The sequence below is a fragment of the Kitasatospora sp. NPDC127111 genome (assembly GCF_042677465.1).
Lineage (GTDB): Bacteria > Actinomycetota > Actinomycetes > Streptomycetales > Streptomycetaceae > Kitasatospora.
Genome location: NZ_JBHXTG010000064.1, coordinates 26968 through 53080 on the forward strand (window position 1 = coordinate 26968; position 26113 = coordinate 53080).

Genomic DNA, 26113 nt, shown 5'->3' on the forward strand with positions numbered 1-26113 from the left:
GAAGCTATCGCGCTAGGATGGCCCCATGGAGCCGCACCAGCCACCGACCGGAGCCGGGCCGACGACCGCACCCGCGACCGGACCGACCGCCGGGCCGCCAGCCGCACCAGCGCCCGGCCCGACGGACCACGTGGCCGCCATCCAGACCGAGTGGCGCCGCGAACGCCCCGACCTGGACGTCTCCCCGCAGGCCGTGATCGGCCGGCTGCACCGGCTCGCGGACCGCCTCACCGACGAGCTCTGCCTGGTGTACGGGCGCTACGGCCTCGGCGAGGGCGAGTTCGACGTGCTCGCCGCACTGCGCCGCGCGGGCACCCCGTTCGAGCGGGCCCCCGGCGAGCTGGCCGCCCACACGATGGTCACCACCGGCGCGATGACCAAGCGGATCGACCGCCTGGAGCGGGCCGGCCTGGTCACCCGCCGGCGCAGTGAGGACGACGGCCGCGGCCGCGTGGTCGCCCTCACCGACGCGGGCCGCCGGCTGATCGACGAGGCGTTCACCGCGCACATGCGCAACGAGCACCGCCTGCTCGACCTGCTCACCCCGGAGGAGGCGGCCACCCTGGAGACGCTGCTCACCGCCTGGCAGCACCGCCTGGACCACACCCAACCACCCACCGGAGGCTGACCGTTGGCCGGGCCGGACGCGCCCGGCCCGGCCGCGGCGGGGCACCGGCGGGAGCCGGGCGCCGGGCACGCCACCGGGCCGAACTTCAGTTCGTCCGACGTGATCGCTAGTGTTCCGTCGTGACCAGCAGTGACAACCTCCCAGATCCGGACCGCCCGACGCCGCCGAAGCAGAAGGCGGTGTGGCCGCGCAACCTGGCGCTCTCGCTCGCCGCGGCCGCGGTGGCCTTCGGCGTGGTGAAGACGCTCGAACCGGCCGAGGACGGCGGGGGCGGGAAGGCGGCCGGACCGGCCCGGGCGTCCGCCGCGCCGTCGGCCGCCGCCTCGGCCCGCCCGGCGGTGCCGCTCGACCAGGCCTTCCCCGCCGAGGTGAAGGGCGCCTCCGGCACCGTCTACACCAGGGTGACCGCGAAGGCGCTGACCTCCTGCACCCCGGACGGCTCGGTCGGCCCGCGGCTGAGCGCGCTGGTCAAGCAGAGCAAGGGCTGCCTCGGCCAGCAGGTCGCGCTCTACAAGGACGACCGGGACAACCGGTTCAGCCTCGCCGTCCTGACCCTGCAGGATCCGGTGGACACCATGCACCTGGTCATGCAACTGTCGCGGAACTTCACCGAGTTCCAGGTGCCGGCCCAGGACGCGCCGCTGGGCTGGGGGCTGCCGGCACTTCCCGCCGACAGCGGAAAGGTCCAGTCGTTCGGCGCCGTCGGACGCGCGGTGGTGGTGGGTGTCGGCCAGTGGTCGGACGGCCGGACGGGCGACTTCCAGAAGCTGGTCGACCGCCTCGACCCGCTGCGGGAGGCCGTCACCAAGAACGCCGGCGCCCACGAACTCCACGGCTGACCCGCCCGGACGCTCCCGGGCGTCCGCGACTCCCGCCGGTGCCGCGGCCGGCGCGGAACCGCACCCCTGCCGCGCAGGCGGCTCGGAGGCCGCATCGACGACGGAGACCTGCGCCGCGCCTACGGGAGCTGCTGCGTGCCGCCGGTCCGGCCGCAGCGCCGGGCTGGACCGCAGCGCGCGGCTGCGCCGGGCCGGGAAGCGGAACGTGGTCCACCGCCGGCGCGCTGGCCGCCGTGGCGTTCACGACGGCGCCGGGGCACCTCGTCCTCGCCCGGCTGATGAAGGTCGGCGAGCTGCGGCGACTGCCCGGCACGCGGTGAAGGCGAGCTGACGGTCCGTCATCCTGTTGGTGTGGCCTGCCGGGTGTCGTAGGCGTCGCGGGCGGCGAGCACCTCGGGCATGTTCTGCTCGGCCCAGGTCTTGATCGACCGCATCAGCGGCAGCAGCCCGGCCCCCAGCGGCGTCAGCGCGTAGTCGACCCGGGCCGGGACGGACGGGGTCACGGTGCGGGTGAGCAGGCCGTCGCGTTCCAGTGCGCGCAGGGTCTGCGTGAGCATCTTCTCGCTGACCCCGGCCAACCGCCGGCGCAGGTCGCTGTAGCGCTGCGGGCCGTCGGCGAGCGCGTTGACGACCAGGCTGACCCACTTGTCACCGATCCGGTCGAGCAGCTGCCGGGCCGGGCACTCGGCCAGATAGGCGTCGAAGCCGGCCCGCTCGGCCGCGCGGCGCTGGGCGGCGGTCATGGTGGCCATGGGCTCTCCTCCCCGTACGGTACGCACTTCCCGGTGCGTACTTCCTCCTGGAGAGCAACTCTCCCTAGCGTGGGCACTGTTCGCAAGCCCTTCCGCTCGCCGGGCCTTCCGCCCGCGAGCCGTTCCGCTGCGAGCCGTTCCGTTCACGAGCCCTTCCGAAGGAGTGCGCCCATGCGTGCCGTCGTCGTCCGTGCCTTTGCCGGCCCCGAGGCCCTCGAACTGGTGGACGTCCCGGTGCCCGTACCCGGCCCCGGCCAGGTGCGGGTGCGGGTCGAGGCCGCCGGGGTGAACCCGGTGGACGCGGTGACCCGGGCCGGAGTCCTGGCGGAGGCCGGGCTGATGCGGCCGCGCGAGGTGGTCGGGATCGGCTGGGACGTCGCCGGGGTGGTCGACCGGGTCGGTCCCGGGGTGGCCGGCTTCGCCCCGGGTGAGCGGGTGATCGGCCTGCGCGACCGCCTGGACGTCCCGTTGGGCGCCTACGCCGAATACCTGGTGCTGGACGCCTCGGCGCTGGCCCCGGCGCCGGCCGGGGTGCCGGCACCCGAGGCGGCGACGCTGCCGCTGAACGGGCTGACCGCGATGCAGGCGCTGGACCTGCTCGACCTGCCGGCGGGCGCCACCCTGCTGGTGACCGGCGCGGCGGGCGGGGTGGGCGGCTTCGCGCTCGAGCTGGCCGCACGGCGCGGGCTGCGGGTGGTCGCCGTGGCCGGTCGCGAGGACGAGGCGCTGGTACGGGAGTTGGGAGCCGAGTGGTTCGTCCCGCGCGGCACCGGCGACCTGGCCGCCGACGTCCGGGCGCTGGTCCCGGGCGGGGTGGACGGCGCGCTGGACGCGGCCCTGCTGGGCGTCCTGGCGCTGGGCGCGGTCCGCAACCGGGGGGCGTTCGTCGCCGTCTCCGGCGGGGCGCCGGTGGGCCTGCGCGGCATCCGGGTCGCCACCGTCTGGGTGGCCGCCGACGGCCCGCAGCTCGCCGAACTGTCCGGTCTCGCCGCCCGCGGGTGCCTCACCCTGCGGGTGGCGGCGACCCACCCGCTGGAGCGGGCCGCCGAGGCGCACCGCCGGCTCGACCGTGGCGGCCTGCGCGGACGGCTGGTCCTGGTGCCCTGAGCCGCCCGCGCGCCGGGCGCACCGGGTGGCACGGCCGGCCGGACCCGCCCCTGCCGCCGGTCGCCACGAGGGCCGGTGACCACCTCGGTCACCGGCCCTCCGGCACGCCCCCCCGGCCGCGGGGCCTCCCGCCGGCGAACCACTCCTGGAACTACTCCCGGCCGGAACGCCGTTGGCGCAGCCAGGCGAGCCCGGCCACCAGGCCGAAGGCTCCGCCGGCGCAGAGCTTGACCGCGCCCTTGGCGAGCAGCCAGCCGAGGCCGGGGACCGTCCAGCCCAGCCAGTGGAAGACGGCCAGCAGCACCGCTGCCGCACCCAGCGCCGCGACGACGGCGGCCAGCACGGCCACACCGGTGGAGAGTTCACGCTCCCCCGAGTGCCGCGCTGGGCCCTGCCCCGGCTGGTCCTCCGGGCGCTCTCCCGGTACCGCGTCGCGCATGTCGTTCGTACCCCCAGAATCCATGAAGGGGATCCTAACCCGGTGTCAGCGCGGCGCGTGGTGGGTGTCCCCGGCGTGCTCGCCGGTCTCGTGGTCGGGGAAGCTGACGGCGAGCGTGACGCGGTACTCGAAGACGTCGTCGCGATGGCCGGGGACCCGGGCCCAGGCCAGTGAGTGCACCTCCGCCTCGGGCGCCTGCCGGCACCAGGCGGCGGCCTCCTCCAGCGCCCGCGCCGTCGAACGGCCGGTGCAGACCACCGCGGTGTAGGCGGCGACCGCCACGTCCCCGCCGCCGCGTGCGCCCCGGGAGACCGCCCGGACCGCAGCCGCGGCCTGGGTCAGGTCACGCGCGAGGTCGTCGACCACCCGGGACGGCGCCGGCAGGACGGCCCGGCCGTCCGCCACGGTCTCCGGCAGGTTCGTGCTCAATGTCTGGGCCTCCGTCCGCCTGGTCGCGAGATCCGCCTGTCAGGAGATCCGCTGGTGTGGGGTCCGCTCGTCACTGGGACCCGCCCGGTCCGCCTGCTGCGGCTGCTGTGCCGGCACGCCCCGGTGCGCCCGGCCACGGCCCAAGGATGCCGGTCCGCCGTTCCTGGCATGACCACTTTCACCCGAACATCACCCGTCCGGGGAGCCGATGGTGTAGGGCCGGGCGCCGCGCGACCCGTCCTGGTATGGGGCGGCGGTGCATCGGGGCAGGTCAGGCCGGCCCACGGCGGCGCCGACCGGAGCCCGACCGCGCGTGCGCGCACCACCCCGGTGCCCGGACCGCCCGTTCGGCGCCGGTGGCGCCGGCTCACCCGAGCCGCGGTCCCGGGGACCTCCGACCCTCGTCGCGCCCGTGACGAAACCGTACAACTCCCGTTGCGGAAAGCGGAGATAACGGGCAGCCGCGGCCACTATGCTCCTGCCCGTCGCAGTCCGACGCAGCCGCGGCGGACGCCAGCGGAGGGGGTTCCCATGCAGCTCACGTCACCGTTCCGGACCGGCCGTCGGCATCTCTGGCTGCCCGCACTGGCGCTCGCGGGCGCCGCGCTGGCCGGGTGTTCCTCCGGCGGCGGGGGCGGGTCGAGCGCGGCCTCCTCCCCCGCCGGCACCGCCGCCACGGCCGGCGCGGGCGCGTCCACCCCGGCCGCCCCGCCGGCGAGTTCGGCCCCGGCCTCCGCCCCGGCCCCGTCGGGCGCGGCACCCACCGGCGCACCCACCGGGGCGCCGGCCAAGCGGCCCGCGGACGCCTGCACCCTGCTCACCTCCCCCCAGGTGATCGCCGCCGTGGGGACGACCGGCCCGTTCACGGGCACCCACCCCGACCCGGCGAGCGACGGCAGCCCGGTCTGGGGCTGCACCTGGGGCTCGCGCCAGTCGTACGCGTCGATCCACGAGGTGAAGCCCACCGTCCTCGCCACCGTCAAGGCGGACCCGCAGGCCGACGTCGCCCCCGTGCCGGGTGTCGGCCAGGAGGCGGTGCTGGCGAAGCGCAAGGACGGCTCCCAGCCGATCGTCTACTTCCTGGCCGACGGCCACGTCTACTCCGTCGAGGTGCGGAAGGACCGGGGCCCGAACGACGGCGTCAACGCCCCGGCGGAGGCGCTGGCCGAGGGCGCGCTCGCCCTGGTGCTGGCGAAGTCGCTCACCTCCTGAGCCCCCTGCGCCCCTGAGCCCCTGAGCTCCCGGGGGTCCTGAGCCGTCCGGGCGCCGCCCGAGGACGCCGGGCGGCGCAGCCGGTTCCCTCCGGGGCGTGAACGGGGCCGGGCGGGCACGGCGGGCGGATGCGGTACGGCGCGGGCGTTCACAGAATGACGCCACAGCGCCCTACCCCTCCTCCCCCGACAGCCAAGGCGGATCGAATGAGCCGACTCCACCCACCCCCGCGCCCGAGGGGCCGCCGCAGGGCCGTGTCCCTGCTCTCCGGGCTCGCGCTGCTCGCCCCGGCGGCCGCTGCCGGCTCGCTGGCCGCCGCGATACCCGCGCGGGCCGACAACCCGACCGTCTCCGTCAACAGCAAGCGCACCGGCTGGGACGCGGCCGAGCCGAACCTGAGCCCGGCGCAGGTCTCGGCCGCGGACTTCGGCCGGCGCTGGTCCACGGCCGTCGACGGCGCGGTGTACGCGCAGCCGCTGGTGGCCGGTTCGACCGTGGTGGTCGCCTCCGAGACCAACCACGTGTACGGCGTGAGCGCCACCGACGGGAAGATCCTCTGGGAGCGCGCGCTCGGCACCCCCGTGCCGTCGAACACCGCCTGTCTCTCCCCGGGCACCGGGATCACCTCGACGCCCGTGTACGACAAGGCGACCGGCACCGTCTACCTGGTGGCGAAGTCCGCCGAGGGCGGCGCGCACTTCTCCGTGCACGCCCTGGACGTCGCCTCGGGTGCCGAGCGCGGCGGCTGGCCGGTGACCGTCCAGGGCGACCCGGTGAACAGCCCCGGCGTCCCGTTCAACCCGGACACCTCCGCCCAGCGCGCCGGACTGCTGCTGCTGGACGGCGCGGTGTACTTCGGCTTCGCCTCGGACTGCGGAACCGGCACCTACGTCGGCCACGTCGCGGGCGTCAACACCGGCAGCCGCAAGCTCACCCTCTGGTCCACCGAGTCCGGGTCGAAGTCGCAGAACGGCGGCGTCTGGATGAGCGGCGGCGGCCTGGTCTCGGACGGCGCCGGCCGGATCTTCATCGCCACCGGCAACGGCGCGGGCACGGAGTCCTCACCGCCCAAGGGCCCGGGCAACAAGCCGCAGGGGCACTTCGCCGACTCGGTGGTCCGGCTCGGCGTCAACGCCGACGGCAGCCTCGCCCCCAAGGACTTCTTCAGCCCGAGCAACAACCGGGACCTCGCCCACAACGACCTGGACCTCGGCTCCGGCGGCCCCGCCGCGCTCCCCGCGGGCTTCGGCACGTCCTCCCACCCGCGCCTGCTGGTGCAGGTCGGCAAGGACGGCCGGATCTTCCTGCTGGACCGCGACAACCTGGGCGGCATGGGCCAGGGCCCGAACGGCACCGACGCCGTGGTCGGCACCACCGGCCCGTACAAGGGCGTCTGGGGCCACCCCGGGGTGTGGGGCGGTGACGGCGGCTACGTCTACCTGATCGAGAACTACGGGTCGCTGCGCGCGCTCAAGTACGCGGTGAACGGCTCCGGCGATCCGCAGCTGACCAGCGCCGGGACGAGCGCCGAGGGCTTCGGCTACGCGTCCGGCTCGCCGGTGGTGACCTCCGACGGGACGGCCTCCGGCTCGGCGCTGGTCTGGCTGATCTACTCCGGCACCGGCCCGGGCGGGCAGAACGGCGAACTGCGGGTCTACGACCCGGTGCCGGTCAACGGCACGCTCAAGATGCGGCGCAGCTTCCCCCTCGGCACGGTCAGCAGGTTCTCCGTCCCGGCGACGGACAACGGGCGGGTGTTCGTCGGCACCAAGGACGGCCACCTGATCGCCTTCGGCCGCGCGGGCAGCTGACCGTCCCGCTCCGGCCCAGGGCCCGGCGCCGTTCAGCCTTCGGCCGCGCGGGCAGTTGACCGTCCCGCTCCGGCCCACGGCGGCCCGGCCCCGTCCGGCCCTCGGCGCCGCGCGGGCAGCTGACCGTCCCGCTCCCGTCCACGGCCCGGCCCCGTCCGTCACCCGTTCGAGCGCGTTTGTCCGCGGATCGCGCGGGTTGGACCGGCGGCCGGGCCCGGCGGCTCGTAGCGTCCTGACCCACGGGGCCGCACGCGCCGCCCCACCCCAACCCGGCCTCGTACCGAGGAGGACCCCATGCACGCCACCACACCCCGCCCCGCCACCGCCACGCCGCCCGCGCGCCCGGCGGGTGCCGGCACCGCCAAGCCGGCCTGGACCGCACCCGCGGTCGAGTGCCACCGCACCGGCGCCGAGGTCACCGCCTACGCCGCGCGGACCACTCGGTGACCCAGCCCCTGACCCGCGAGCGGTTCGCGGCCAGGCTGTACGACCTGCGCGGACGGTACTGGGACACCCACCCGTTCCACCTGCGCCTGCACTCCGGTGGCTGCACGCCACCGGAGTTGCGGCGCTGGGTCGCCAACCGGTGGTACTACCAGCTGTGCCTGACCCGCAAGAACGCCGCCATCATCGCCAACTGCCCGCTGGCGGACGTCCGTCGGGCCTGGGTCGAGCGGCTCCCGTACCAGGACGGGCCGAGCGACCACGAGGGCGGGCTGGCGGACTGGCTGGTGCTCGCCGAGGCCGTCGGCCTGGACCGCGCCGAGGTCCTCGACGAGCGGCACGTCGCCCGCGGGGTGCGCTTCGCCGTCGACGGCTACCTGCACTTCTGCCAGACCAGGCCGTGGACCGAGGGCGTGGCGGCGGCGCTCACCGAGATGTTCTCGCCGGACCACATGGCCGAGCGGGTCACCGCCTGGCGCACCCACTACGACTGGATCGACCCGGCCGGGTACGCCTACTTCGAGCACCGCATCCCCACCGCCCGCAAGGACAGCGCCCGCACCCTCGAACTCGTCCTGGACCACTGCGTCACCCCCGCCCAGCAGCAGGCCGCGCTGGACGCGCTGGCGTTCAAGTGCGAGGTGCTGCGCGCCATGCTGGACGCCGTCGACTACGGCGCCGACCGGTGAGCGCCCCCGCCCGGACCGATCTGGTGCCCGGGCTGCGGCGCGGGGTGCGGCTGGTGCACGACCCGGTCCGCGACCGCTCGGCGCTGCTCTACCCCGAGGGCGTCCTGCTGCTCAACGACACGGCGGCCGCCGTGCTGCGCCACTGCGACGGCCGGCGCGGCGCGGACGGCATCACCGCCCAACTCGCCGCCGAGTACGACGGGGTGGACGCCGGCCAGGTCCGGGAGCTGCTCGCCGACCTCGCCGGGCGCCGGCTGCTCGCCCTGGACGGCACCGGCGCCCCGGCCCTCGCGCGGCCGGCCGCCGGACTGCCCGGCGCCCCGGTCCGCACGCCCGCACCGCTCGGCCTGGTCGCCGAACTCACCCACCGCTGCCCGCTGCAGTGCACCTACTGCGCCAACCCGCTCGAACTCACCCGCCACCGGGACGAGTTGGACACCGACCAGTGGCTGCGCCTGCTCGACCAGGCGCGCGGGCTCGGCGTCCTGCAGGTGCATCTCACCGGCGGCGAGCCGCTGCTCCGCCGGGACCTCGCCGCCGTCGTCGGCCACGCCCACCGGCTGGGCCTCTACACCAACCTGATCACCAGCGGCCTGCCGCTGGACGCCGCCCGCGTCGCCGAACTCGCCGACGCCGGGCTGGACCACGTCCAGCTCTCCGTCCAGGACGCCGACCCGCGCCGCGCCGACACGGTGGCCGGCCTCGCCGCGCACGAGCGCAAGCTCGCCGCCGCGGCGCTGCTGACCGGCGCGGGCCTGCCGCTGACCGTCAACGCCGTGCTGCACCGCGGCAACGTGGCCCGGCTCGGCGCGCTCGCCGACCTGGCCGTCGCGCTGGGCGCCGACCGGGTCGAGCTCGCGCACACCCAGTACTACGGCTGGGCCTGGCGCAACCGGGCCCACCTCGCCCCCGGCGAGGCGCAGGTCCGGCAGGCCGAACGGGACGTGGCCGCCGCCCGCGAGCGGCACGGCGACCGGATCGAGATCGTGCACGTCGCCGCCGACCACCACAGCGGCACCGCCAAGCCCTGCATGGACGGCTGGGGGCGGCGCCAACTGGTGGTCGCGCCCGACGGCACCGTGCTGCCCTGCCTGGCCGCGGCCCAACTGCCCGGCCTGCGGCTGCCGAACGCGGTCACCGACGGCCTTGCCGCGAGCTGGCACGACTCGCCGGCGTTCAACCGGTACCGGGGCACCGACTGGATGCCGGAGCCCTGCCGCGGCTGCGCGCTGCGCGAGCTGGACCACGGCGGCTGCCGGTGCCAGGCGTACCAGCTCACCGGCGACGCCGGCGCCACCGACCCGGCCTGCCGGCTCTCCCCGCACCACCACCTGGTCACCGGGCCGCACCCCGTGGACGACCCGGCCCCCGTCCCACGGAGGATGCGCTGAAGATCCGGATCCTCGGCACCGCCGCCGGCGGCGGGCTGCCCCAGTGGAACTGCGGCTGCGCGGGCTGCGCCACCGCGCGCCGCACCGGCGCCGCCCGCACCCAGGACTGCCTGGCGGTCAGCGCGGACGGCGCCGCCTGGTACCTGGTCAACGCCTCGCCCGACCTGCGCGGCCAACTGCTCGCCACCCCCGAACTCGCCCCGGCGCCGGGCACCCGGGACACCCCGCTCCGCGGCGTCCTGCTGACCAGCGGGGAACTCGACCACACCCTGGGCCTGCTGACCCTGCGGGAGGCCGCCGAGCTCACCGTGCACGCCACCCTGCCGGTCCGCTACGCGCTCCACTCGGCCTTCCCGGCCGGCCCGCTGCTCGCGCCGTACACCAAGGCCGGCTGGCAGACCCTCACCCCGGGCCGCACCGTCGACCTGGCCGGCGGGCTGCGTGCCGAGCCGCTGGCGCTCGGCGGCAAACTCCCCCGCTACGCGGCCGACCTTCCCGGCGAGGGCTGGGAGGGCCGGACGGACTGGGTCTCCGGCTTCCGGTTCAGCACGGCCGACGGCCGGGCGAGCGCGGTGTACGCGCCCGGGCTGGCCGCGTGGACGCCGGAGCTGGACCGGGCGGTGGCCGGCGCCGACGTGGTGATCCTGGACGGCACCTTCAGCACCGAGGACGAACTCGCCGGGCACACCGGCGGTGCCCGCTCCTCCCGCGGCATGGGCCACCTCGCCGTCCGGGACTCGCTCCCGCACCTGGCCCGCCACCCCGGCCCGCGCTACCTCTACACCCACCTCAACAACACCAACCCGCTGGCCCACCCCGGCTCCCCCGGCACCGAGGCCCTCACCCGGGCCCTGGCGGCGGCGGGCGCGGCCGTCGCCGAGGACGGCATGCTGATCGCGCTCTGACGCCCGCACCCCGCCCACCGCCGGCCCCCGGGACCGCCGTGACCTGCGCGTTCCTCCACCCGTGGCGCCCGGGACACCCACCGCTCACCGCCGTCCCGTCAGATCGTCGTGATACTAATCGTCCCGGGAACGGGACGTGTCATGCACCGGCGGGCACGATGCTGACGGCCAGTCCGTTCCCCGAGGGTCCGGGACGGTCACGGGGAGGGGCACGGCATGACGGCAGGGCAGGGCAACGCCGGACGGCGCGACGCGGGGCGGACCACGCGCCGGATACGGCTGGGCAAGCGGGTCACCGGCACGGCCGCCGCGTTCACCGCGCTCGCCGCGCTGACCGGCTCCCAGGTCACCGGCCTCGGACTCTCCCAGGTCGCGGCGGCCGGCCCGCTGCAACCGGCCACCGACCCGGTCGTGCCCGTCTCCGTCCCCGCCACGCTGCCCGGCGTCACCCTGCCGGGCGGCACCCAGCCGACGCTCGCCAACACGCCCGGCGCCACCGGCACCCCGGTGGACGGCGGCGGCCCCGTCCAGCTGCCGCAGCCGCCCGCCGGCGGCCTGCCCGGCGACCCGTCCGCGGGGCCGTTCCGCACCGGGCCCGCCCTGCCCGAGACCGTCTTCGCCGCCTACCGCAAGGCCGAGACGGCGCTGGCCCAGCGCTCGCCCGGCTGCCACCTGCCGTGGCAGCTGCTCGCCGCGATCGGCGAGGTCGAGTCCGGCCAGGCCGGCCGCGGCGCGGTGGACGCCGCCGGGACGACGTACCGGCCGATCCTCGGCCCGGTGCTGGACGGCAAGGGCTTCGCCGCGATCGCCGACACCGACGGCGGCCGGTACGACGGCGACCGCGTCTGGGACCGGGCGGTCGGCCCGATGCAGTTCATCCCCTCCACCTGGGCCTCCTGGGGCGTCGACGCCAACGGCGACGGCCAGGCCGACCCGAACAACGTCTTCGACGCCGCGGAGGCCGCCGGCCGCTACCTCTGCGCGGGCGGCCGCGACCTCGCCGACCCGGCCCAGCTGGACCGCGCCGTCCTCGGCTACAACAACTCGGGCGAGTACCTGCGGACCGTCAGGAACTGGATGGCCCACTTCGGCTCCGGTACCACGACCACCACCCCGAACCGGCCGGCCCCCGCGGCCACGACCGCGCCGACGACGCCGACGACGCCGACCGCCACGTCGAGCGCACCGACGCCCGCGCCGGTCCCCTCCGGCACACCGTCAGCGACCCCGAGCGGCACGCCCGGTGCGACGCCGACCCCCACCTCCGCGCCGTCCCCCTCGGCCACCCCGACGCCCACGGCCACGCCGAGCGGCACCCCGAGCACGACGCCAAGCGCGACGCCGACCGGCACGCCCACCGCGACGCCCACCGGCTGCCCGGTACCCACCTCCACGCCGTCCCCGACGGCTTCCCCCTCCGCCACGCCCACCGCCACCGCCACCGCCACCGCCACGCCGACCGGCCCCGGCTGCCCGACCCCGGCGCCCACCGCCACCGTCTCGGCCACCCCGTCGGCGGCGCCCTCGCCGTCGGCGACCCTCTCCCCGTCGGCAGCGGCCCCCTCGCCCTCCGCGCGCTGAGGCCACCGGCCGTGGGGATCCGGACCTCCCGGATCCCCACGGCCGCCGCCCGCTCACCAGCCCTCCCCGAATCTCCACCCCGCCGGGCGCGTCCCCGCGCACGCCGTCGCCGGCGCCTGGCAGACCGACACCCACGACCGCGCCCTGCGGTTCTGGCACAACCCCACCTACCGGCAGCCGTCCGAACCGGAGGCCGAACGCGCCGCCACCGCGCACGTCCCGCCGCTGCAGGCGGGCCGCCGCCCGGCGGGCCGGGCCCTGCTCGACTGACCCCCGCGCGCCCCGCCTGTGCCGCGTCGCTGGCCGGCTTCGCCGACGAGCTCCTGAACAACTGGGCCATCCGCCGGCACACCGAAGGGCCTGCTCACCGCCGCCGCCTGGTCCGACGGGTTGATCCGCCTCCGCCTGCACGGTCCCGTCACCGCCGAGCACGCGGACCTGCGCCTCGGTCGCCCGGTGCGCGACCTCGCGGTCACCCCGGGGGGCCAGGTCTGCGTCGCGCTCCCCGAGAGCGTCCTGGCGGTGGCGCTCACCTGATCGTTCGAGGCCGGGACCGGGAAGAAACGGGCGACCGCGAACGCGTCTGGCGCGGCCGGGGACGGCCGAGGGGCCGGCCCGGGGGTGGGACCGGAGGTGTATGGCGGGGCCGGGGCGGGCGCGGGGTCCGTCCGGGGGAGATCGGACGGGCCCCGCGCCGCTGATCCGGGGCCGCGGCCGTACCCGGCGGGCGGTGGGGCGGTGGGGCGGTGCCGGGCCGGTGGTGGGCCGTCAGAGGTGCTTGACGAGCTCCGGCATGAGGTCCTGGAAGGTCCGGCCGCTGGCCGGCTGGCCGATCGCGGCCATCTGCCAGCCTCCGGCGGTGCGCTGCACCTTGGCCATGATCTGCGCGGTGTACGGGCCGCCGCCGGTGAGCGTGTAGCGGGCCAGCTCGGCGCCGGTCTGCTCGTCGACCAGGCGGCAGAAGGCGTTCTCGACCTCCTGGAAGGTCTGGCCGGTGAAGGAGTTGACGGTGAAGACGATCTGGTCGACCTCGGCCGGCACCCGGGTGAGGTCCACCGTGATCGACTCGTCGTCGGTGGCGTCGCCGGCTCCGCCGGTCAGGTTGTCGCCGCTGTGCCGGACCGAGCCGTCGTTGCTCTGCAGGTGCTGGAAGAAGACCACGTCGACCGGCTTGCCCTCGGCGAACATCACCGCCGAGGCGTCCAGGTCGATCTCCTGCGAGGCCAGCAGCTTGGCGAAGAACCCCTTCTTCTGCGCCGCCCGCCAGCCGAGGCCCATCCGGACCAGGCCCAACCGCCCGCCGCCCGGCTTCTCCAGGCTCAGTTTCTGACCCTTGGCCAGCGAAACGCTCATTCGTGCCCTCCTCGTTCCTGCACCTGCGCGCTTGAATCTACAGCACTGTAGAGGTGGCCTCGTAGCGGTCACCCCGGCAGTCGACTCCTCCGCACGCGACGCCCGTTCCTGGAAGACCCCGTACCCCGTTCACAGGATCGACACCACATCATCCGAGCACACGGAGGAGGGTCGCGTCAGCCGGCCCGCTCCAGCCGCACCAGCGCGTCGACCGCCTCGGTCCGGCCTCCACCGCCCCCGGCCTCCTCGGTGGCGCGGCGGTGGCCGGCCTCCACGCCGACCGGCCGGCGGACCCGCTCGGCGCGCACGGCGTGCAAGGCGGCGCCGGCGGGGTCGATGAGGTCGGCGAGGTCGGCGAGGACGTCGTCCGGGGTGAACAGGACGCGCGGGTCCTGCGGGCCGCCGACGCCCTCCGTCAAGTTGGTGGTGTCGTGGCCGACCACCAGCAGGGTGCCGCCGGGGGCGAGTGCGGCGGCGGCCCGGCGCAGCGCGGCCCGCCGGTCGTCGGCGGGGAGCTGGAGGTAGGCGACGACGACGAGGTCGTAGCCCTCGGGCGGGGCGGTGAAGGTGCGGGCGTCGTCCTGGCGCCAGGTGAGCCGGCCGGCCACGTCGGCGGGCAGCCCGGCCGCGAGCCGGGCGGCGCGCCGGAGGGCGACGGCGGAGAAGTCGAGGCCGGTGACCCGCCAGCCCTGCCGGGCCAGCCAGATGGCGTGACGACCCTCTCCGGCGGCAAGGTCCAGGGCCCGGCCGGGGGTGAGGCCGGCGAGCTCCCGGACCACCCAGCGGTTCGGCTCGGCACCCCAGACCAGCTCGCTCGCGGCATAGCGCTCGTCCCAGTCCTGGTGGTCCATCCGCTCCTCCTCCGTCCGGGCGGACCGCACCGTCCGGCGGGCCGCCCCGCACGCCACCGTACCGGCGCGGCGACTCCCGGCCGGCCGACGGGCGGACCCCTTGACGGCGAATATCGGTCCAGTCCGCGGCGCTGCCGAGCGGCCAGGAAGATCGCGCAGCTGGAGACCGACCGGATCGGCGCGTACCTGGACTACGCCGACGTCATGACCTACGACATGCACGGCGCCTGGGACGCCAAGGGCCCGACCAACCACCAGGACCCGCTGCACGACAGCCCGGAGCACCCGACCACGCCGATCACCCCGGGCACCCCGGGCACCCCGGGCACCCCGGGCACCCGCAAGTACAACGTGGACACCACGCTCACCGCGTACACCACCGGCCTGCCCGAGTACGGGATCGCGGGCGGGTTCCCCACCGCCAGGCTGGTGCTGGGCGTCCCGTTCTACTGGCGCGGCTGGACGGGCGTCCCGGCCGGCACCGACTTCGGCCGCTACCAGGGCGCGACCGGCCCGACCCCGGCCAGGCCGCTCAGCGCCGAGGCCGGCCTGGCGGCCTGGAAGGAGCTCAACCCCACCGCCGCCAACACCCACTGGGACCAGGTCACCGAGAGCTCGTGGAGCTACGACGGCACCGACTTCTGGACGGGTGACACCCCGCAGGCCGTCCGGGCGCGCGGGGCGTACGCCAGGAACAGGGGCCCGGCCGGGATGTTCGCCTTCTCGCTGGAGAACGACGACGCCTCCGGCACCCTGCTCGACGCGCTGGACAGCGGCCTGCGCCGAGGCACCGCCCGCAGCGCGGGGGCCGCACGGATCGCGGTGATCCGTGCGGCCCCCGGTCGCCGCGTCGGGACGCCGGCCACCCGACGTCCTCGGGTCCGCCGTCAGCGCTCCGGCACCGGGTCCACCCCGTTGCCGCGGCGGGCCGCACCCGGGCGGCAGCGCAGCAGCCGGCCGGCCGTCAGCCGCGCGCCCCGCACCGCACCGTGCCGGTGCAGCGCCTGGACGGCGTACGTCGAACAGCTCGGCGTGTACGGGCAGCAGGCCGGGCGCTTCGGGCTGATCTCGGTCCGGTAGTACCGCACCGCGCCGTACAGCACGCCGGCCGCGAAGCCGCCCGGAGCCGGCGCCGCCGGGTCGGCCGCGCCGCGCCCCGCCCGGCGGCCGCCGCCCAGGGCGAACCGGACGCCGGCGACCGTCATCACCGGGACGAGCGCGATCAGGCAGGGGTCGGCGACGTCGCCGCAGCAGTCGCAGGCGTCACACCCGTCCGACCAGTCGCGGTCCTTCTTCTTGCGGTTCCGCCGCTTGTGGGCCAGCCACTCCTTGCGCCGCAGCTGCCGCCGCCGGCGTTCCTTCTCCGGCAGCCACCACCAGGCCCGCGCGGGCCGTGACGGCGGATGGGCGGCGGGTGGCTGGGGCGGCGGGAAGACCACGGTTCACGGTCCCTTCGGTACGACGGCCGACGGGGCCGGCCCCCGACGGCTCGATCAGATTATCGAAGGTCACGGCCCCTGCGGACACCCCCGCGGACGGTCAGTCCTGACCACCGCCGAGGCTGGGGAACAGGTCGGTGAACGGCTGGGTGGTGACCGAGACGCTCCGGCCGAACGGGTCGTCGAAGTCCCAGATCAGGAAGAGCAGGAACGCGATCAGCGCACTGAACGCCCCCGCGAGCAACAACTCCCGGGTCGAGCGCCGGATCTGGAGCGCGAACACCATGCCCACGGTCACCAGGGCGCCGACGATCAGGCCGAACCAGACCACGCCCGGCATGGTCGGCCCGGCGTTCTGGCCGCGGGCGTTGCGGGCCTCGTCGGTGGTGCTGATCCGGTCCATGATCGGCTGGTAGGCCTGGGCCTCCAGGTCGCCGGCCGGGGTACGGGTCGCGACGTCCTCGCGCAACTTCCCCAGCAGCTCGGTGCCCTTCTCGGAGATCTCGCCGTGCTCGCGCATGTACGCCCACTCGACGTCGACCACGTACGAGACGTAGGCGTCCACATCGGCCCGGACCTTGTCGCGGAACTCGACCGGGTAGACCTGGGCGCGCTCGCTCACCTCGTGCAGCGCCTGTGCCTCGCGCAGCACGTCGTCCTGGGCCGCGCCGCGCGCCTCCCAGACGCCGGCGATGGCGAGGCCGAGCACGATCGCGTAGACCACGCCGATCATCATCGTCATGTACTCGATGACGTCGGGCGTCTCGTCGGTGTCCTCGTCCTCGCTGGCCCGGCGGTGCCTCAGCAGCACCACCGCCACCACGACGGCGCAGGCCGCCGACATGGCGATGGCCAGCGCCAACCATTCGGACATGGGAACTCCCTTCTGCTACTTGGTTGTTGGGTGTCGGAGGGACCGCTCGGCGCCGGACCCGCCGGGGCCCGGGCTGTCCGGGCCCGGCGGTTCCGGGGCAGGGCGGCTTCCTGATCGGGGGGGGGCGGGTTCCGGTCCGGCGCCGGGTTCATCGCCCGGGACCGGGCCGCGGACCGGATCAGGGACGGCGACCGGGCTGGTACCCGGACCGGACCGGGACCTCGGACCGGGCGGGTGCTCGGACCGGGCCGGGTACTCGGGCGGCGAAACGATCCGCCGTGGCGGAGCGCCGCGGTCGAGGCCGTCAGGACCGGCCGGCGCCGCCGCGGCCACCTCGACCGCCGCGCGGACGCAGGGCCGCCGCGGCGAGCACGGCGGGAACCGTGACCAGCAGCATCGTCCTGGTCGGCGAGGTGCCGTGGTGGCGCTCCGGTTCGGGTGCCGGCGCGGCCTGCGGGAGCCTGACCGGCTTGGCCACCGGCCTCGGCCGGACCGGACTGGGAGCCGGCGGGCCGGGCGTGGCCGACGGAGCCGGCGGCTCGGGGGCGGGCGGCGGGACGACCGGCTGCGCGGTCGGCTTCGGCGCGGGTCGCGGCGTCGGCCGGGGGGACGCGGGCGGCGGGGTGGGCCGTGGCGTCGGGGTGGGCGCGGCCGGCGGTGCCGGCGCGGGAGCCGGTGGCGGGGTGGGCGCGGGGGTGGGTTTCGGCGTCGGGGTCGGGGTGGGTGTGGGTGGGCAGGTGGGCGTCGGAGTGGGCTTCGGGCACGGGTGGTGGTGCTCGTGCGGGTGCCCGGGCTTGGGGTGCGGGTGCGGCTCGGGCCGGGGCTTCTCCCCGGGCTTCCCACCGTGGCCGTCCCCGGGCTTGTCGCCGGGCTTGGGGTTCAGCACGCCGGACAGGTCGACCGTCACGCCGACCCCCACCTCGACGTCGACCTCGACGTCCACGCCCCCCTTGCCCACCGAGACCGAGACGTCCGTCTCCGTGTCGACACAGGTCTCCACCACCGGGCCGTGCGGCTTGCCCCCGCCGCCGTGTTCCGCGGCCCTGGCACCGGCCGCGCCGCTGAGCAGCGCGCAGAGCGCGGCCACTCCGGCCGCCGCACCGGCCAGCCGGGCCCGCCGGCCGCGCGCGGCGCCGCCGTCCTCGCCGGTCACCCTGATCAGGTCTGCGGTCACGGCTGCCCGCCCGCCGGTATCCGTGGCGGCTGCTGGGGCCGCTGTCGCTGCAACACGGGCTCCATGCACCTCTCGCATCGTCGGGATCGTCACATCGTCGCGTCGTCGGTCAGCCGCGTCGTCGGCTCGCCGATTCATCGGCTCACCCGTTCATCGACTCGTCGACCTGTCGACTCGTCGGATGGTCAGATCGTCGGGATCGTCGTCAGGGGATCGGTCGGCGCGGGAGGGCCGACACCGGACGGCCCGCCTCGAAGGGCGGGCCGTCCGACATCAGGTGAAACGATCTTGCGGTGGGCCGGGTTACGGCCGGACCGCCCTCGGTTGTGCCGGGTGCGCCCCGGCCCCGGCCGACGGCATCGCCCGCCGACGACCGGACGCGACCGTCAGTGGCGGCCGTGCGCGATCTCGACGTTCTCCAGGACGCCGACCGCGTCCGGCACCAGGATCGCGGCCGAGTAGTAGGCGCTGACCAGGTAGGAGATGATCGCCTTCTCGTTGATGCCCATGAAGCGGACCGAGAGGCTCGGCTGGTACTCGTCCGGGATCCCGGTCTGGTGCAGGCCGATGACGCCCTGGTTGTCCTCGCCGGTCCGGATCACCAGGATGGAGCTGGTGTTCTCCTTGGTGATCGGGATCTTGCTGCACGGCAGGATCGGCACCCCGCGCCAGGCCGGCACCTGCTGCCCGCCGAGGTCGACATGGTGGGGGTAGAGCCCGCGCGCGTTCAGCTCGCGGCCGATGGCCGCGATGGTGCGCGGGTGGGCGAGCAGGTAGTCGGGGTCGCGGCGCCGGTTGAGCAGCTCGTCCAGGTCGTCCGGGGTGGGCGGGCCGGAGTGGGTCTGGATGCGCTGGTCGAAGTCGGCGTTGTTGAGCAGGCCGAACTCCGGGTTGTTGATGAGCTCGTACTCCTGGCGCTCGCGCAGCGCCTCGATGGTCAGCCGGAGCTGGTGCTCGGTCTGGTTCATCGGCTGGTTGTAGAGGTCGGCGACCCGGGTGTGCACCTTGAGCACGGTCTGGGCGACGCTCAGCTCGTACTCGCGCGGCTTCAACTCGTAGTCCACGAAGGCGCCGGGCAGCTCGTACTCGCCCCGGTGGCCGGCCGACATGGCGATCTCGGCCTCACCGCGCTCGTTCTGTCGCTGGAGCGGCAGCGCGAGGAACTCGCGGATGTGGTCCTGGAGGGCGGCGGAGCCGTCCCGGATGGCCTGGAACTCGCGACGCGGCAGCGAGAGCACGGTACCGGCGGTGGCGGTCTTGGCGGTGAACTCCCAGACGGCGTCGGCGTCGAGCACCGCCTGCTCGCCGAAGCGGTCGCCGTCACCGAGGACGCCGACCACGGTCTCGTCACCGTACTTGCCGGTGCCGATCTGGTTGATCTTACCGTGGGCGATCAGGAAGATCCGGTCGGCGGCCTCGCCGCGCTCGGCCAGGACCTCCCCCGGGCCGAAGTCCCGCTGCTCGCAGCGGTCGGCCAGGGCGATCAGCACGTCGTCGTCGTCGAAGCCGCGCAGCAGGGCGAGTTCACCCAGCTCGCGAGGGATGACCCGGACCTCCGAACCGGTCTTGATGAACTCGATCCGGCCGTCGCCCACGGTGTAGGTGAGGCGGCGGTTCACGCGGTAGGCGCCACCGGCGGCCTGCACCCAGGGCAGCACCTTGAGCAGCCAGCGGGAGGTGATCTCCTGCATCTGCGGCGCGGACTTGGTCGTGGTGGCGAGATTGCGGGCAGCGGCTGTGGTGAGGCTGGACTGCTGCTGAACCTGCTGTGTCTCCGGGCTGGTGTCCACCGGCATCGGCAGGGTCTCCTTCTCATCTGGTCAGGTCACGCCGAAGTGCCCGACACACGAGCTGTGTCGGATCGTCAGATAGGCGTCATGGTGGGGGTGTTGGCGATGGCAGCGCTCTGCTCTCCGCCCTCTCGGACGGCCCACCGGGAACCCTAGATCACCGACGGCCGAGCAGCCGCGACCGAACGCCGAGTGCCCCCCGATAGGGTGAATCTCGCGCATGCGGCGATTGGAATCCGGCGACCGTCCCTAGACGGAGCTTCGAGTCTCCTGTGCATGCGAATCGCCCGCCCCTTGGAACGATCCCCTCCATCCGAACGGAGCTGCGCGAAGACCCGCGGCCCGGGCCCCGGACGGCGGGCCTCCGGCACACGCGTTCGACCGTCGAACGGACGGCACCGGTGGAGCGGATCCGGGCCACCGCCGCCCGGACCGCGCCCAGCGGGAGCAGTAGCCGCAGGAGGCGTGGCAGCTCTGGCCCTGGGCGAGGGAAGCGCAGCACGGTCTCCCGGTACTCGTGCTGGAGCCCGGGCACCGGCCGGCCGTCCAACTCCGGGACGTTCTCCTCCAACTGCCCGCCCGGGTGCGGATTGCGCGCGCCGCGCGGCCGCGACCGCCGCGGCGAACCGCTCGCGCGGGGCGCCGTGGGAGATCAACCGGGAGATCCGGTCGAGGATCTCGGGCGGGAGCATGTCCCGGTGCGGGAGGGCCAGCCGGTACATCGGGTCGTCCGGCACGCGGCGCCAGTCGATCAGCCCCCAGCACGTGGTCGTCGACCTCGAAGGGCAGGACGGCGGCGACCACCGCGGTCTCGTGCCGCAGCCCGGCCGGCGCGTCGGCGAGCCGCGGCAGCCCGGCCAGCCGGTGCCCGGGCACCGCCCGCAGCTTCGGGCCCCGGCCTCCCCTCCGTACGGTCAACTCTCTTGTGTTCACGGCCCGTTCGCACGACTGTCGCCCTCCGCCCCGGCCGCACCCCACGGCCCCCACGGCCCCCACGGCCCCCGGGGCAGCCTGACCTCGGTCGGCGACGAACCGGCCGACGGCCCGGGCGCGGAGGGGGCGGGATGGTCGCCCGAGGATCACCCCGGGCCTCCCAGCACCCGGTCCGGCGGTGCGACCCCCTGCTCAGTCGTCGCTCCGGTGGCGGCGGTGGCGCCGGTACCAGAGCACGCCGACCACACCGGAGAGCGCGAGCAGGGCGAGCGCGAGCACCGGCCAGCGGCTCCCCGCCAGCCGGATGTCGGTGAGCGCGATCAGGACCACCGCCGCCACCGGGACGAGCAGCGAGTACACGGCCCGGGCGGCGGCCGCGACGATGCCCGGGTCGGTCCGGTCACGGTGCGCCTCGGACCATTCGGAGGGGTCGCCGCCGAAGTTGAAGGCGACGGCCCGGGCCGCGAGCTTGTTGGTGGCCCGGTGGTAGGAGAACCCCATGTACGGCAGCCACACCAGCGGCGCGATCGTCCCGATCAGGAAGACCAGGACGACCAACCCCCACTCGGCGGCCGTCCGCCAGCGCGAGGGCGGCGGTTCCTCGTCCTCCGTGGTCAGACCGAGCAGCCGGGCCATCCGCCAGACGAGTGACATGAACCCGCGCCACCGACCGCCGCCCTCGGGGGCGGGCGGGCCGGCCGCGAGCGCTCGCTCGGCGGCGGCGAGGTCCGGGTAGGCGCCCTGGAGCACCAGCAGCTCGGCCGTCCGGGCGGGGGCGGTCGGGTCCTTTCCGGCGAGGGCGGCGAGTTCGAGCATCAGCTGCCCCTGGGTGAGCAGGGCGGTGCAGAACGCGAACGGGGCCATCCAGAGGAACGGTCCGCCGATGAAGGCGCCCTCGCTCTGGCTCACCCGCCGCGCACGGTCGACGACCCGCCGGACCAGCTCGCCCGGCGGCGCGTCCGGGTGCGCCGCCCGCAGCGCGGCGACCCGGCGGGCGGCGCGCGGCCCGCGGTGGCGGACGCCGAAGACGGCGAGCTCTTCCGGCATCCGGGAGGGATGGGCCCGGAGTGAGCGCAGCAGTTCCGCCACCGGGGGTTCCGGTTCGTCCGGTTCATCCGGCGCGTCCGGTGTGTCCGGTGCGTCTGCTTCCTCTGCTGCTGCCACGTCCGCCTCACCGCCCCGCGACCTGGGTCCGCCTCCCTCCTAGCAGACTAGTTCGGGCTCCCCGCCCCCGCCCGGACGGAGCGGGGCCCCGAGGCCCCGCGCGGCCTCCGGACCACCGCTCAGGCCACCTCGAAGCCCTGCCGGACCTCGTCGAAGCGGCCCGCCGCCAGATCCTCATCGGTGATCCAGAAGGAGACGTTGACGCACTCGCCCCAGTCCACGTCCAGCGCCCGGTTCTCGATCTGGAGCAGCGGGCGGTGGCCGGCGGGCCGCCCGGAGTCGGTGTCGCACCAGCCCAGCACCCGGACGTCCGGATCGGGCAGGAGCTCGCGGAAGTCCGAGGCGAGGTCGAGGGCGATCATGAAGTCGTCCGGGAAGACGTTCTCCAGCTCCCGGTCCTGGTACGACGGCGCCGAGAGCTGCCACCGGGCGCGGACCGGGACGGCCGGAACGACGGGCGTGCTCAGCTCGGTCTCCGGCGCGGGCCGGAGCGGCGCGCCGGCGGGGACGTGCAGGACGCGGCAGCCACGGCCGCTGAAGTCGGAGATCCACTCGTCGTGGAAGAAGAGCAGCAGACCCTCGCCGGGCAACGGCCAGTCGCCGCCGTCGCCGGTGGTGCGGAAGGCCTCCGCCAGTCCGGCGCAGTCGAGCTGGGCGACGAACTGCATCGGGCGGCCGGCGAACTCCGGCCACTCGGTGCCCTCGGGCAGCGCGGGCAGGCCGCCCAGCCGCCCGGCCGACGGGGCGGCGGCGGGGCCGTCGGGGGCGGCGCCGGCGTCCGCGTCGGGGAGAAGTGGTTCGAGGGCGAGCGAGGGGCGGAGCAACGCGTCGACGAGCGGCGCGGTCTCCGCGTCGGCCCGGGCACGGATCGCCGCGTGCACGGCGTAGGGCATCGGGAGCCCGACTTCGCCGGCGGTCTCGCTCGTCGTGGCGATCCACGCCCGGGCGGGGGCGTCGGGTGCGCTTTCGGGTGCGCTTGCGGACCCGCTCGCGGGAGCGGGCCCGGGCGCGTCGGTGGTCAGCGGTTCGGCCATGGGGCCAAGCCTGCCATCCGGCACCGACAGTCACGCGGACGGCCCGTCAGGTGCCGGTACGGGGGCGGCCGGCACCTGACGGGGATTCGGGGGGCGGCAGCGGGTTTCCCGGCTGCCTTCCGGGCGGGGGGACGGTTCAGGAGCCGGATTGACGGCTCAGGAGCAGGTGACCTCGCTGCCGGGGACGTCGAAGATGCCGGAGTCGGTGGCCGCGCCGGCCTGGTACTCGTCGTAGACGTAGGTGTAGAAGTCGATCCGCGCGCCGGAGCCGCAGGCCGAGTCGGCGGCGATGTCGTAGGTGAGCGTCACGGTGGTGGTGGCACCGGCCGCGACGGGCACGGTGTGGTGGACCAGGCCGCTGGTCGCACCGGTGTCGCAGCCGCTGACGTTGCCGCCGCAGGCGGAGAACGCGTACTTCAGCCCGGCGGTCTGGGTGGTGCCGTAGGTCGGCTGGATGGACTGGTAGACGAACTGCACGGGCGTGTCGTGCGGGTTGGTCAGGGTCAGGGTCAGGGTGACCGAGGAGCCCGGCGTCGCCGTCGCCCTGTCGGCGCTGACGGCGAGCAGCGGGGTGTCGGCGTGGGCGGGAGCGGCCGAGAGGAGCAGACCGACGACGAGGGCCAGGATCGCGCTAAGGCCGAAGCGGCTCACATGTGTTCTGCGCATGACCAGGAAGCGTAGGAGCCGCCGCCGCCTCGGAGGCCGCGCTCCGCCCCGGCCCGTACCGGCACATGACAGCGGAGCGGACGCGGCGGGTCATTGCCTACGCTCGGCCTCCCCCGGACCGCCCCGGGACGCGGCGGTCTCCCTTACCCTCCGGCCGGCGCTCTCCGGACGGCGCCCTTTCGCGTCCGTCCGGCCCGCCGGCCCACCGGCCGGCCGGCCCCCGGCCCCTCGGGCGCGCCCTCGCCGCCGCGCCCGCCGCCCCGCCGCCCCGCCGCCGCGAGCGGTCGCCCCCCGGCCCTCAGGCCGACGGCGGGAGGATGTCGCAGAGGGCGGTGACCGCCGCCTGGTAGGCGTGGTCCGGCGGGGTGGCGTACCCGACCACCAGACCGTCCGTCGGCGGCATCGCGTCCGGTCCCGTCTGCGGGTGCCGGTAGTCCGCCAGCCCGTCCACGGCCAGCCCCCGGTACGCGGCCGCCTTGAGCACCGACCGCTCGGTGCCCGGCGCGAGCCGGAGCACCGCGTGCAGACCGGCCGCGATGCCGGACACCTCGATGTGCGGCGCCCGCGCGGCCAGGGCCTCCACCAGGTGGTCGCGGCGCTCCCGGTAGCGGCGGCGCATCCGCCGGACGTGCTTGTCGTAGCCGCCCGAGTCGATGAACTCGGCGAGCGTCAGCTGGTCGAGCGCGCTGGACCAGCCCTCGCGCTCGCCCTTGGCCGCCAGCACCCGGTCCACCAGGTCGTCCGGCAGCACCATCCAGCCGATGCGCAGCGCCGGCGAGAGGCTCTTGCTGACCGTCCCGAGGTAGACCACCCGCTCCGGGTCGAGCCCCTGGACCGCCCCGATCGGCTGGCGGTCGTAGCGGAACTCCCCGTCGTAGTCGTCCTCCAGCACCAGCCCGCCGTTCCCCCGCGCCCAGTCGATCACCGCCGCGCGCCGGGCGGCGTGCAGCGGCCCGCCGGTCGGGAACTGGTGGGCGGGGGTGAGCAGCGCCGTCCGGACGTCCGGGTGCCCGGACAGTCTGCCGACCTGGGCGCCGTCCTCGTCCAGCGGCAGCGGCACGGTGGTCACGCCGGCGCGGGCCAGCAGCCCGCGGTGGAAGGCCAGCCCGTACGCCTCCACGGCCAGCGGGCCGCTGTCGCGGGCGGGCAGGACGGCGGACGCCCCGTCGAACAGCAGCCGCAGCGCGTGGGCGAACCCGGAGCAGATGACGATCCGCTCCGGGTCGGTGCGCACGCCGCGGGCGCGGGCCAGGTAGTCGGCGAGCACGGCGCGCAGCTCGCGCCGGCCCTGCGGATCGCCCGGCCCGAACGCCTCACTGGGTGCGGCGGTGAGGGCCCGGCGGCCGGCGGCCAGCCAGCCGACCCGCGGGAAGGAGGAGGCGTCGGGCTGCCCCTGCCGCAGGTCGTGCGCGGGCCGGCGCGGCGGCGCCGCCCGGCGGGCGCGGGTGGGCGCGACCGGCGCGGCGCGGTCCGCCACGGTGGTGCCCGACCCCTGCCGTGCGGTGAGCCAGCCCTCGGCGACCAGCTCGGCGTAGGCGTCGGCGGCCGTGTTCCGGGCGATGCCGAGGTCGGCGGCGAGGGTGCGGTAGGGCGGCAGCCGGGTGCCGGGCGCGAGGCGGCCGCTGCGGATCGCCTCTCGCAGGGCCGCCATCAGCGCCGCACGACGGCCCCCGGTGGTGGGCAGCTCGAGGTGCAGGTCGCTTCCGGACGTCGTGGTGGTGGCGGTGCCGGCCGGGGTCTCCGTCATGGTCACGAACTTTATCGTCGGACGGCCGCCCGTTCCGGCGGCGGCCCCGGGACCGGTGGGTGCCGTCGTACGCCGCCCGGGTGGCGGGGCTGCTGCATCGGGGGGCGATCGTGCCTGCGTTCGAGTGGTAGTTCGGTCGGATTGTGTCGTGTCCTGCGTGTCGGCTGGCTATTCCTTCCGGCATGACCAACACCAGGAAGTACCTGATCGCCGCCGGCCTCAGCGCCGCGCTGGCCGTCATCGCCGCCGGTCCCGCCCTCGCGGCCGACTGCGGCTCCTCCGCCTCCTCGGCCCACAGCGCGCCCGCGGCCTTCGTGGCCGCCCCCGGCGACGCGGCGCTCCTCGCCGACGGCGCCGGCACCGTCTGCATCAACACCGGCAACGCCTATGCGAGCGGCATCGTGACCGGCTCCCCGGGCGTGCTCTCCGGCAACCAGATCCAGATCCCGATCAACGCGCAGATCAACATCTGCGGCAACAGCATCTCCCTCCTGGGCTGACCGCGCCCGCGCGTTCCTCGCGCACCTCCCCGTCCGATACTCAGCGCATCGCGGAAGGGCTGCGACCCCGGCTTCCGGCCGGGGTCGCAGCCCTTTCCGCTGCCACGGCCCGGCCGTTCCGCACACGGTGGGTGAGGATGCGGGCCGCGTCGGGTGAGGGCTGTGGCGCGGGCCACCGCGAGGCCGCCCGCCACCCCACCCACCCCGCACACGCCGCCGACCGACCGTCACCCGCCGTCGACGATGTGCCCGGCCTCACAGCACCGATGCTGTGGCGCGGGCCACTTCCCCACCGTCTTCGATCTTGAAAAAACGGGCATTTGCCTTCAAAACCGCCCATTTCCTTGATCCTTACAGCCGG

25 protein-coding genes and 1 pseudogene are annotated in these 26113 nt (G+C 75.7%); 13 read left to right on the forward strand and 13 right to left on the reverse strand.

What is annotated here, in order from left to right:
• Positions 1 to 130: 130 nt before the first annotated feature.
• Together ACFVHB_RS30470 and ACFVHB_RS30475 are read left to right on the forward strand one after the other, a co-directional pair.
• On the forward strand, positions 131 to 628 hold the full coding sequence (locus tag ACFVHB_RS30470; protein WP_380328657.1) for a MarR family winged helix-turn-helix transcriptional regulator: 498 nt from the start codon (positions 131 to 133) through the stop codon (positions 626 to 628).
• 119 nt (positions 629 to 747) lie between these two features.
• Positions 748 to 1467, forward strand: a complete 720-nt coding sequence (locus ACFVHB_RS30475; protein ID WP_380328659.1) for a hypothetical protein — start codon at positions 748 to 750, stop codon at positions 1465 to 1467.
• A gap of 338 nt (positions 1468 to 1805) precedes the next feature.
• Here ACFVHB_RS30475 and ACFVHB_RS30480 read toward each other — a convergent pair whose 3' ends face one another.
• Positions 1806 to 2219: a winged helix-turn-helix transcriptional regulator gene (locus ACFVHB_RS30480; RefSeq protein ID WP_380328661.1), complete on the reverse strand. Its 414-nt coding sequence runs from the start codon at positions 2217 to 2219 to the stop codon at positions 1806 to 1808.
• A gap of 171 nt (positions 2220 to 2390) precedes the next feature.
• Between ACFVHB_RS30480 and ACFVHB_RS30485 the strand changes: the two genes are divergently transcribed.
• Positions 2391 to 3326 carry an NADP-dependent oxidoreductase gene (locus ACFVHB_RS30485; protein WP_380328663.1) on the forward strand — a complete coding sequence of 312 codons (936 nt, stop codon included), beginning with the start codon at positions 2391 to 2393 and terminating at the stop codon, positions 3324 to 3326.
• Between the two features lie 151 nt (positions 3327 to 3477).
• On the opposite strand, the gene ACFVHB_RS30490 is transcribed toward ACFVHB_RS30485, so the two are convergent.
• Positions 3478 to 3789, reverse strand: coding sequence for a hypothetical protein (locus ACFVHB_RS30490; RefSeq protein ID WP_380328665.1), 312 nt, complete (start codon positions 3787 to 3789; stop codon positions 3478 to 3480).
• 21 nt (positions 3790 to 3810) lie between these two features.
• Entirely contained in the window at positions 3811 to 4194 is a 384-nt protein-coding gene (locus ACFVHB_RS30495) for a hypothetical protein (RefSeq protein WP_380328667.1), read from the reverse strand.
• 531 nt (positions 4195 to 4725) lie between these two features.
• Between ACFVHB_RS30495 and ACFVHB_RS30500 the strand changes: the two genes are divergently transcribed.
• The 8 genes from ACFVHB_RS30500 (at position 4726) to ACFVHB_RS30535 (ending at position 12764) form a co-directional block, all read left to right on the forward strand.
• Positions 4726 to 5406, forward strand: coding sequence for a hypothetical protein (locus tag ACFVHB_RS30500; protein ID WP_380328669.1), 681 nt, complete (start codon positions 4726 to 4728; stop codon positions 5404 to 5406).
• Between the two features lie 254 nt (positions 5407 to 5660).
• Positions 5661 to 7217 (forward strand): PQQ-binding-like beta-propeller repeat protein, encoded by a 1557-nt coding sequence (locus ACFVHB_RS30505; RefSeq protein ID WP_380328671.1) that lies wholly within the window; start codon positions 5661 to 5663, stop codon positions 7215 to 7217.
• A 294-nt stretch (positions 7218 to 7511) separates the two neighbouring features.
• Positions 7512 to 7664, forward strand: a complete 153-nt coding sequence (gene pqqA, locus ACFVHB_RS30510) for a pyrroloquinoline quinone precursor peptide PqqA (protein ID WP_380328673.1) — start codon at positions 7512 to 7514, stop codon at positions 7662 to 7664.
• Positions 7661 to 8350, forward strand: coding sequence for a pyrroloquinoline-quinone synthase PqqC (pqqC, locus tag ACFVHB_RS30515; protein ID WP_380328675.1), 690 nt, complete (start codon positions 7661 to 7663; stop codon positions 8348 to 8350). Before pqqA ends, pqqC begins: the two co-directional genes overlap by 4 nt.
• Entirely contained in the window at positions 8347 to 9741 is a 1395-nt protein-coding gene (gene pqqE / locus ACFVHB_RS30520; RefSeq protein ID WP_380328677.1) for a pyrroloquinoline quinone biosynthesis protein PqqE, read from the forward strand. Before pqqC ends, pqqE begins: the two co-directional genes overlap by 4 nt.
• A 35-nt stretch (positions 9742 to 9776) precedes the next feature.
• Positions 9777 to 10646, forward strand: coding sequence for a pyrroloquinoline quinone biosynthesis protein PqqB (gene pqqB / locus ACFVHB_RS30525; protein WP_380328701.1), 870 nt, complete (start codon positions 9777 to 9779; stop codon positions 10644 to 10646).
• Positions 10647 to 10862: 216 nt separating this feature from the next.
• Positions 10863 to 12227 (forward strand): lytic murein transglycosylase, encoded by a 1365-nt coding sequence (locus tag ACFVHB_RS30530; protein ID WP_380328678.1) that lies wholly within the window; start codon positions 10863 to 10865, stop codon positions 12225 to 12227.
• Positions 12228 to 12617: 390 nt separating this feature from the next.
• Complete coding sequence (locus tag ACFVHB_RS30535) at positions 12618 to 12764, forward strand: hypothetical protein (protein WP_380328680.1); 147 nt, start codon at positions 12618 to 12620, stop codon at positions 12762 to 12764.
• Between the two features lie 231 nt (positions 12765 to 12995).
• Here ACFVHB_RS30535 and ACFVHB_RS30540 read toward each other — a convergent pair whose 3' ends face one another.
• Both ACFVHB_RS30540 and ACFVHB_RS30545 read right to left on the reverse strand, forming a co-directional pair.
• Positions 12996 to 13580: a TerD family protein gene (locus ACFVHB_RS30540; RefSeq protein WP_380328681.1), complete on the reverse strand. Its 585-nt coding sequence runs from the start codon at positions 13578 to 13580 to the stop codon at positions 12996 to 12998.
• A gap of 176 nt (positions 13581 to 13756) precedes the next feature.
• Positions 13757 to 14431: a class I SAM-dependent methyltransferase gene (locus ACFVHB_RS30545; protein WP_380328683.1), complete on the reverse strand. Its 675-nt coding sequence runs from the start codon at positions 14429 to 14431 to the stop codon at positions 13757 to 13759.
• 216 nt (positions 14432 to 14647) lie between these two features.
• Between ACFVHB_RS30545 and ACFVHB_RS30550 the strand changes: the two are divergent.
• Positions 14648 to 15109 (forward strand): annotated as a pseudogene (locus ACFVHB_RS30550) (glycosyl hydrolase family 18 protein); the annotation flags it as partial.
• Between the two features lie 209 nt (positions 15110 to 15318).
• On the opposite strand, the gene yidD reads toward ACFVHB_RS30550, so the two are convergent.
• The 8 genes from yidD to ACFVHB_RS30590 all read right to left on the reverse strand — a co-directional run bounded on the left by yidD (position 15319) and on the right by ACFVHB_RS30590 (position 25252).
• On the reverse strand, positions 15319 to 15636 hold the full coding sequence (gene yidD, locus ACFVHB_RS30555) for a membrane protein insertion efficiency factor YidD (protein WP_380328703.1): 318 nt from the start codon (positions 15634 to 15636) through the stop codon (positions 15319 to 15321).
• Positions 15637 to 15970: 334 nt separating this feature from the next.
• Positions 15971 to 16744 (reverse strand): hypothetical protein, encoded by a 774-nt coding sequence (locus ACFVHB_RS30560; RefSeq protein ID WP_380328685.1) that lies wholly within the window; start codon positions 16742 to 16744, stop codon positions 15971 to 15973.
• A 304-nt stretch (positions 16745 to 17048) separates the two neighbouring features.
• Positions 17049 to 17918 (reverse strand): hypothetical protein, encoded by an 870-nt coding sequence (locus ACFVHB_RS30565; protein WP_380328687.1) that lies wholly within the window; start codon positions 17916 to 17918, stop codon positions 17049 to 17051.
• Positions 17919 to 18304: 386 nt separating this feature from the next.
• Entirely contained in the window at positions 18305 to 19714 is a 1410-nt protein-coding gene (locus tag ACFVHB_RS30570; RefSeq protein WP_380328689.1) for a family 2B encapsulin nanocompartment shell protein, read from the reverse strand.
• Between the two features lie 1119 nt (positions 19715 to 20833).
• Positions 20834 to 21688, reverse strand: a complete 855-nt coding sequence (locus ACFVHB_RS30575) for a hypothetical protein (RefSeq protein WP_380328691.1) — start codon at positions 21686 to 21688, stop codon at positions 20834 to 20836.
• A gap of 236 nt (positions 21689 to 21924) precedes the next feature.
• A complete protein-coding gene (locus ACFVHB_RS30580) occupies positions 21925 to 22839 on the reverse strand; it encodes a DUF1963 domain-containing protein (protein ID WP_380328693.1) in 915 nt (304 codons plus the stop codon).
• 156 nt (positions 22840 to 22995) lie between these two features.
• Positions 22996 to 23505 (reverse strand): hypothetical protein, encoded by a 510-nt coding sequence (locus tag ACFVHB_RS30585; RefSeq protein WP_380328695.1) that lies wholly within the window; start codon positions 23503 to 23505, stop codon positions 22996 to 22998.
• 298 nt (positions 23506 to 23803) lie between these two features.
• On the reverse strand, positions 23804 to 25252 hold the full coding sequence (locus ACFVHB_RS30590) for a PLP-dependent aminotransferase family protein (protein WP_380328697.1): 1449 nt from the start codon (positions 25250 to 25252) through the stop codon (positions 23804 to 23806).
• Positions 25253 to 25434: 182 nt separating this feature from the next.
• Here ACFVHB_RS30590 and ACFVHB_RS30595 point away from each other — a divergent pair, with 182 nt between their 5' ends.
• Positions 25435 to 25752: a chaplin gene (locus ACFVHB_RS30595; protein WP_380328699.1), complete on the forward strand. Its 318-nt coding sequence runs from the start codon at positions 25435 to 25437 to the stop codon at positions 25750 to 25752.
• Positions 25753 to 26113: the final 361 nt, after the last annotated feature.

Coding starts and splice junctions, on each gene's coding strand:
- ACFVHB_RS30595 (WP_380328699.1), top strand. CDS start 25,435: ATGACCAACACCAGGAAGTACCTGATCGCCGCCGGCCTCAGCGCCGCG.
- ACFVHB_RS30540 (WP_380328681.1), bottom strand. CDS start 13,580: ATGAGCGTTTCGCTGGCCAAGGGTCAGAAACTGAGCCTGGAGAAGCCG.
- ACFVHB_RS30585 (WP_380328695.1), bottom strand. CDS start 23,505: ATGCGCAGAACACATGTGAGCCGCTTCGGCCTTAGCGCGATCCTGGCC.
- yidD (WP_380328703.1), bottom strand. CDS start 15,636: ATGACGGTCGCCGGCGTCCGGTTCGCCCTGGGCGGCGGCCGCCGGGCG.
- pqqA (WP_380328673.1), top strand. CDS start 7,512: ATGCACGCCACCACACCCCGCCCCGCCACCGCCACGCCGCCCGCGCGC.
- ACFVHB_RS30580 (WP_380328693.1), bottom strand. CDS start 22,839: ATGGCCGAACCGCTGACCACCGACGCGCCCGGGCCCGCTCCCGCGAGC.
- ACFVHB_RS30490 (WP_380328665.1), bottom strand. CDS start 3,789: ATGGATTCTGGGGGTACGAACGACATGCGCGACGCGGTACCGGGAGAG.
- ACFVHB_RS30570 (WP_380328689.1), bottom strand. CDS start 19,714: ATGCCGGTGGACACCAGCCCGGAGACACAGCAGGTTCAGCAGCAGTCC.
- ACFVHB_RS30545 (WP_380328683.1), bottom strand. CDS start 14,431: ATGGACCACCAGGACTGGGACGAGCGCTATGCCGCGAGCGAGCTGGTC.
- ACFVHB_RS30590 (WP_380328697.1), bottom strand. CDS start 25,252: ATGACGGAGACCCCGGCCGGCACCGCCACCACCACGACGTCCGGAAGC.
- ACFVHB_RS30575 (WP_380328691.1), bottom strand. CDS start 21,688: ATGCCGGAAGAGCTCGCCGTCTTCGGCGTCCGCCACCGCGGGCCGCGC.
- ACFVHB_RS30560 (WP_380328685.1), bottom strand. CDS start 16,744: ATGTCCGAATGGTTGGCGCTGGCCATCGCCATGTCGGCGGCCTGCGCC.
- ACFVHB_RS30485 (WP_380328663.1), top strand. CDS start 2,391: ATGCGTGCCGTCGTCGTCCGTGCCTTTGCCGGCCCCGAGGCCCTCGAA.
- ACFVHB_RS30530 (WP_380328678.1), top strand. CDS start 10,863: ATGACGGCAGGGCAGGGCAACGCCGGACGGCGCGACGCGGGGCGGACC.
- ACFVHB_RS30500 (WP_380328669.1), top strand. CDS start 4,726: ATGCAGCTCACGTCACCGTTCCGGACCGGCCGTCGGCATCTCTGGCTG.
- ACFVHB_RS30480 (WP_380328661.1), bottom strand. CDS start 2,219: ATGGCCACCATGACCGCCGCCCAGCGCCGCGCGGCCGAGCGGGCCGGC.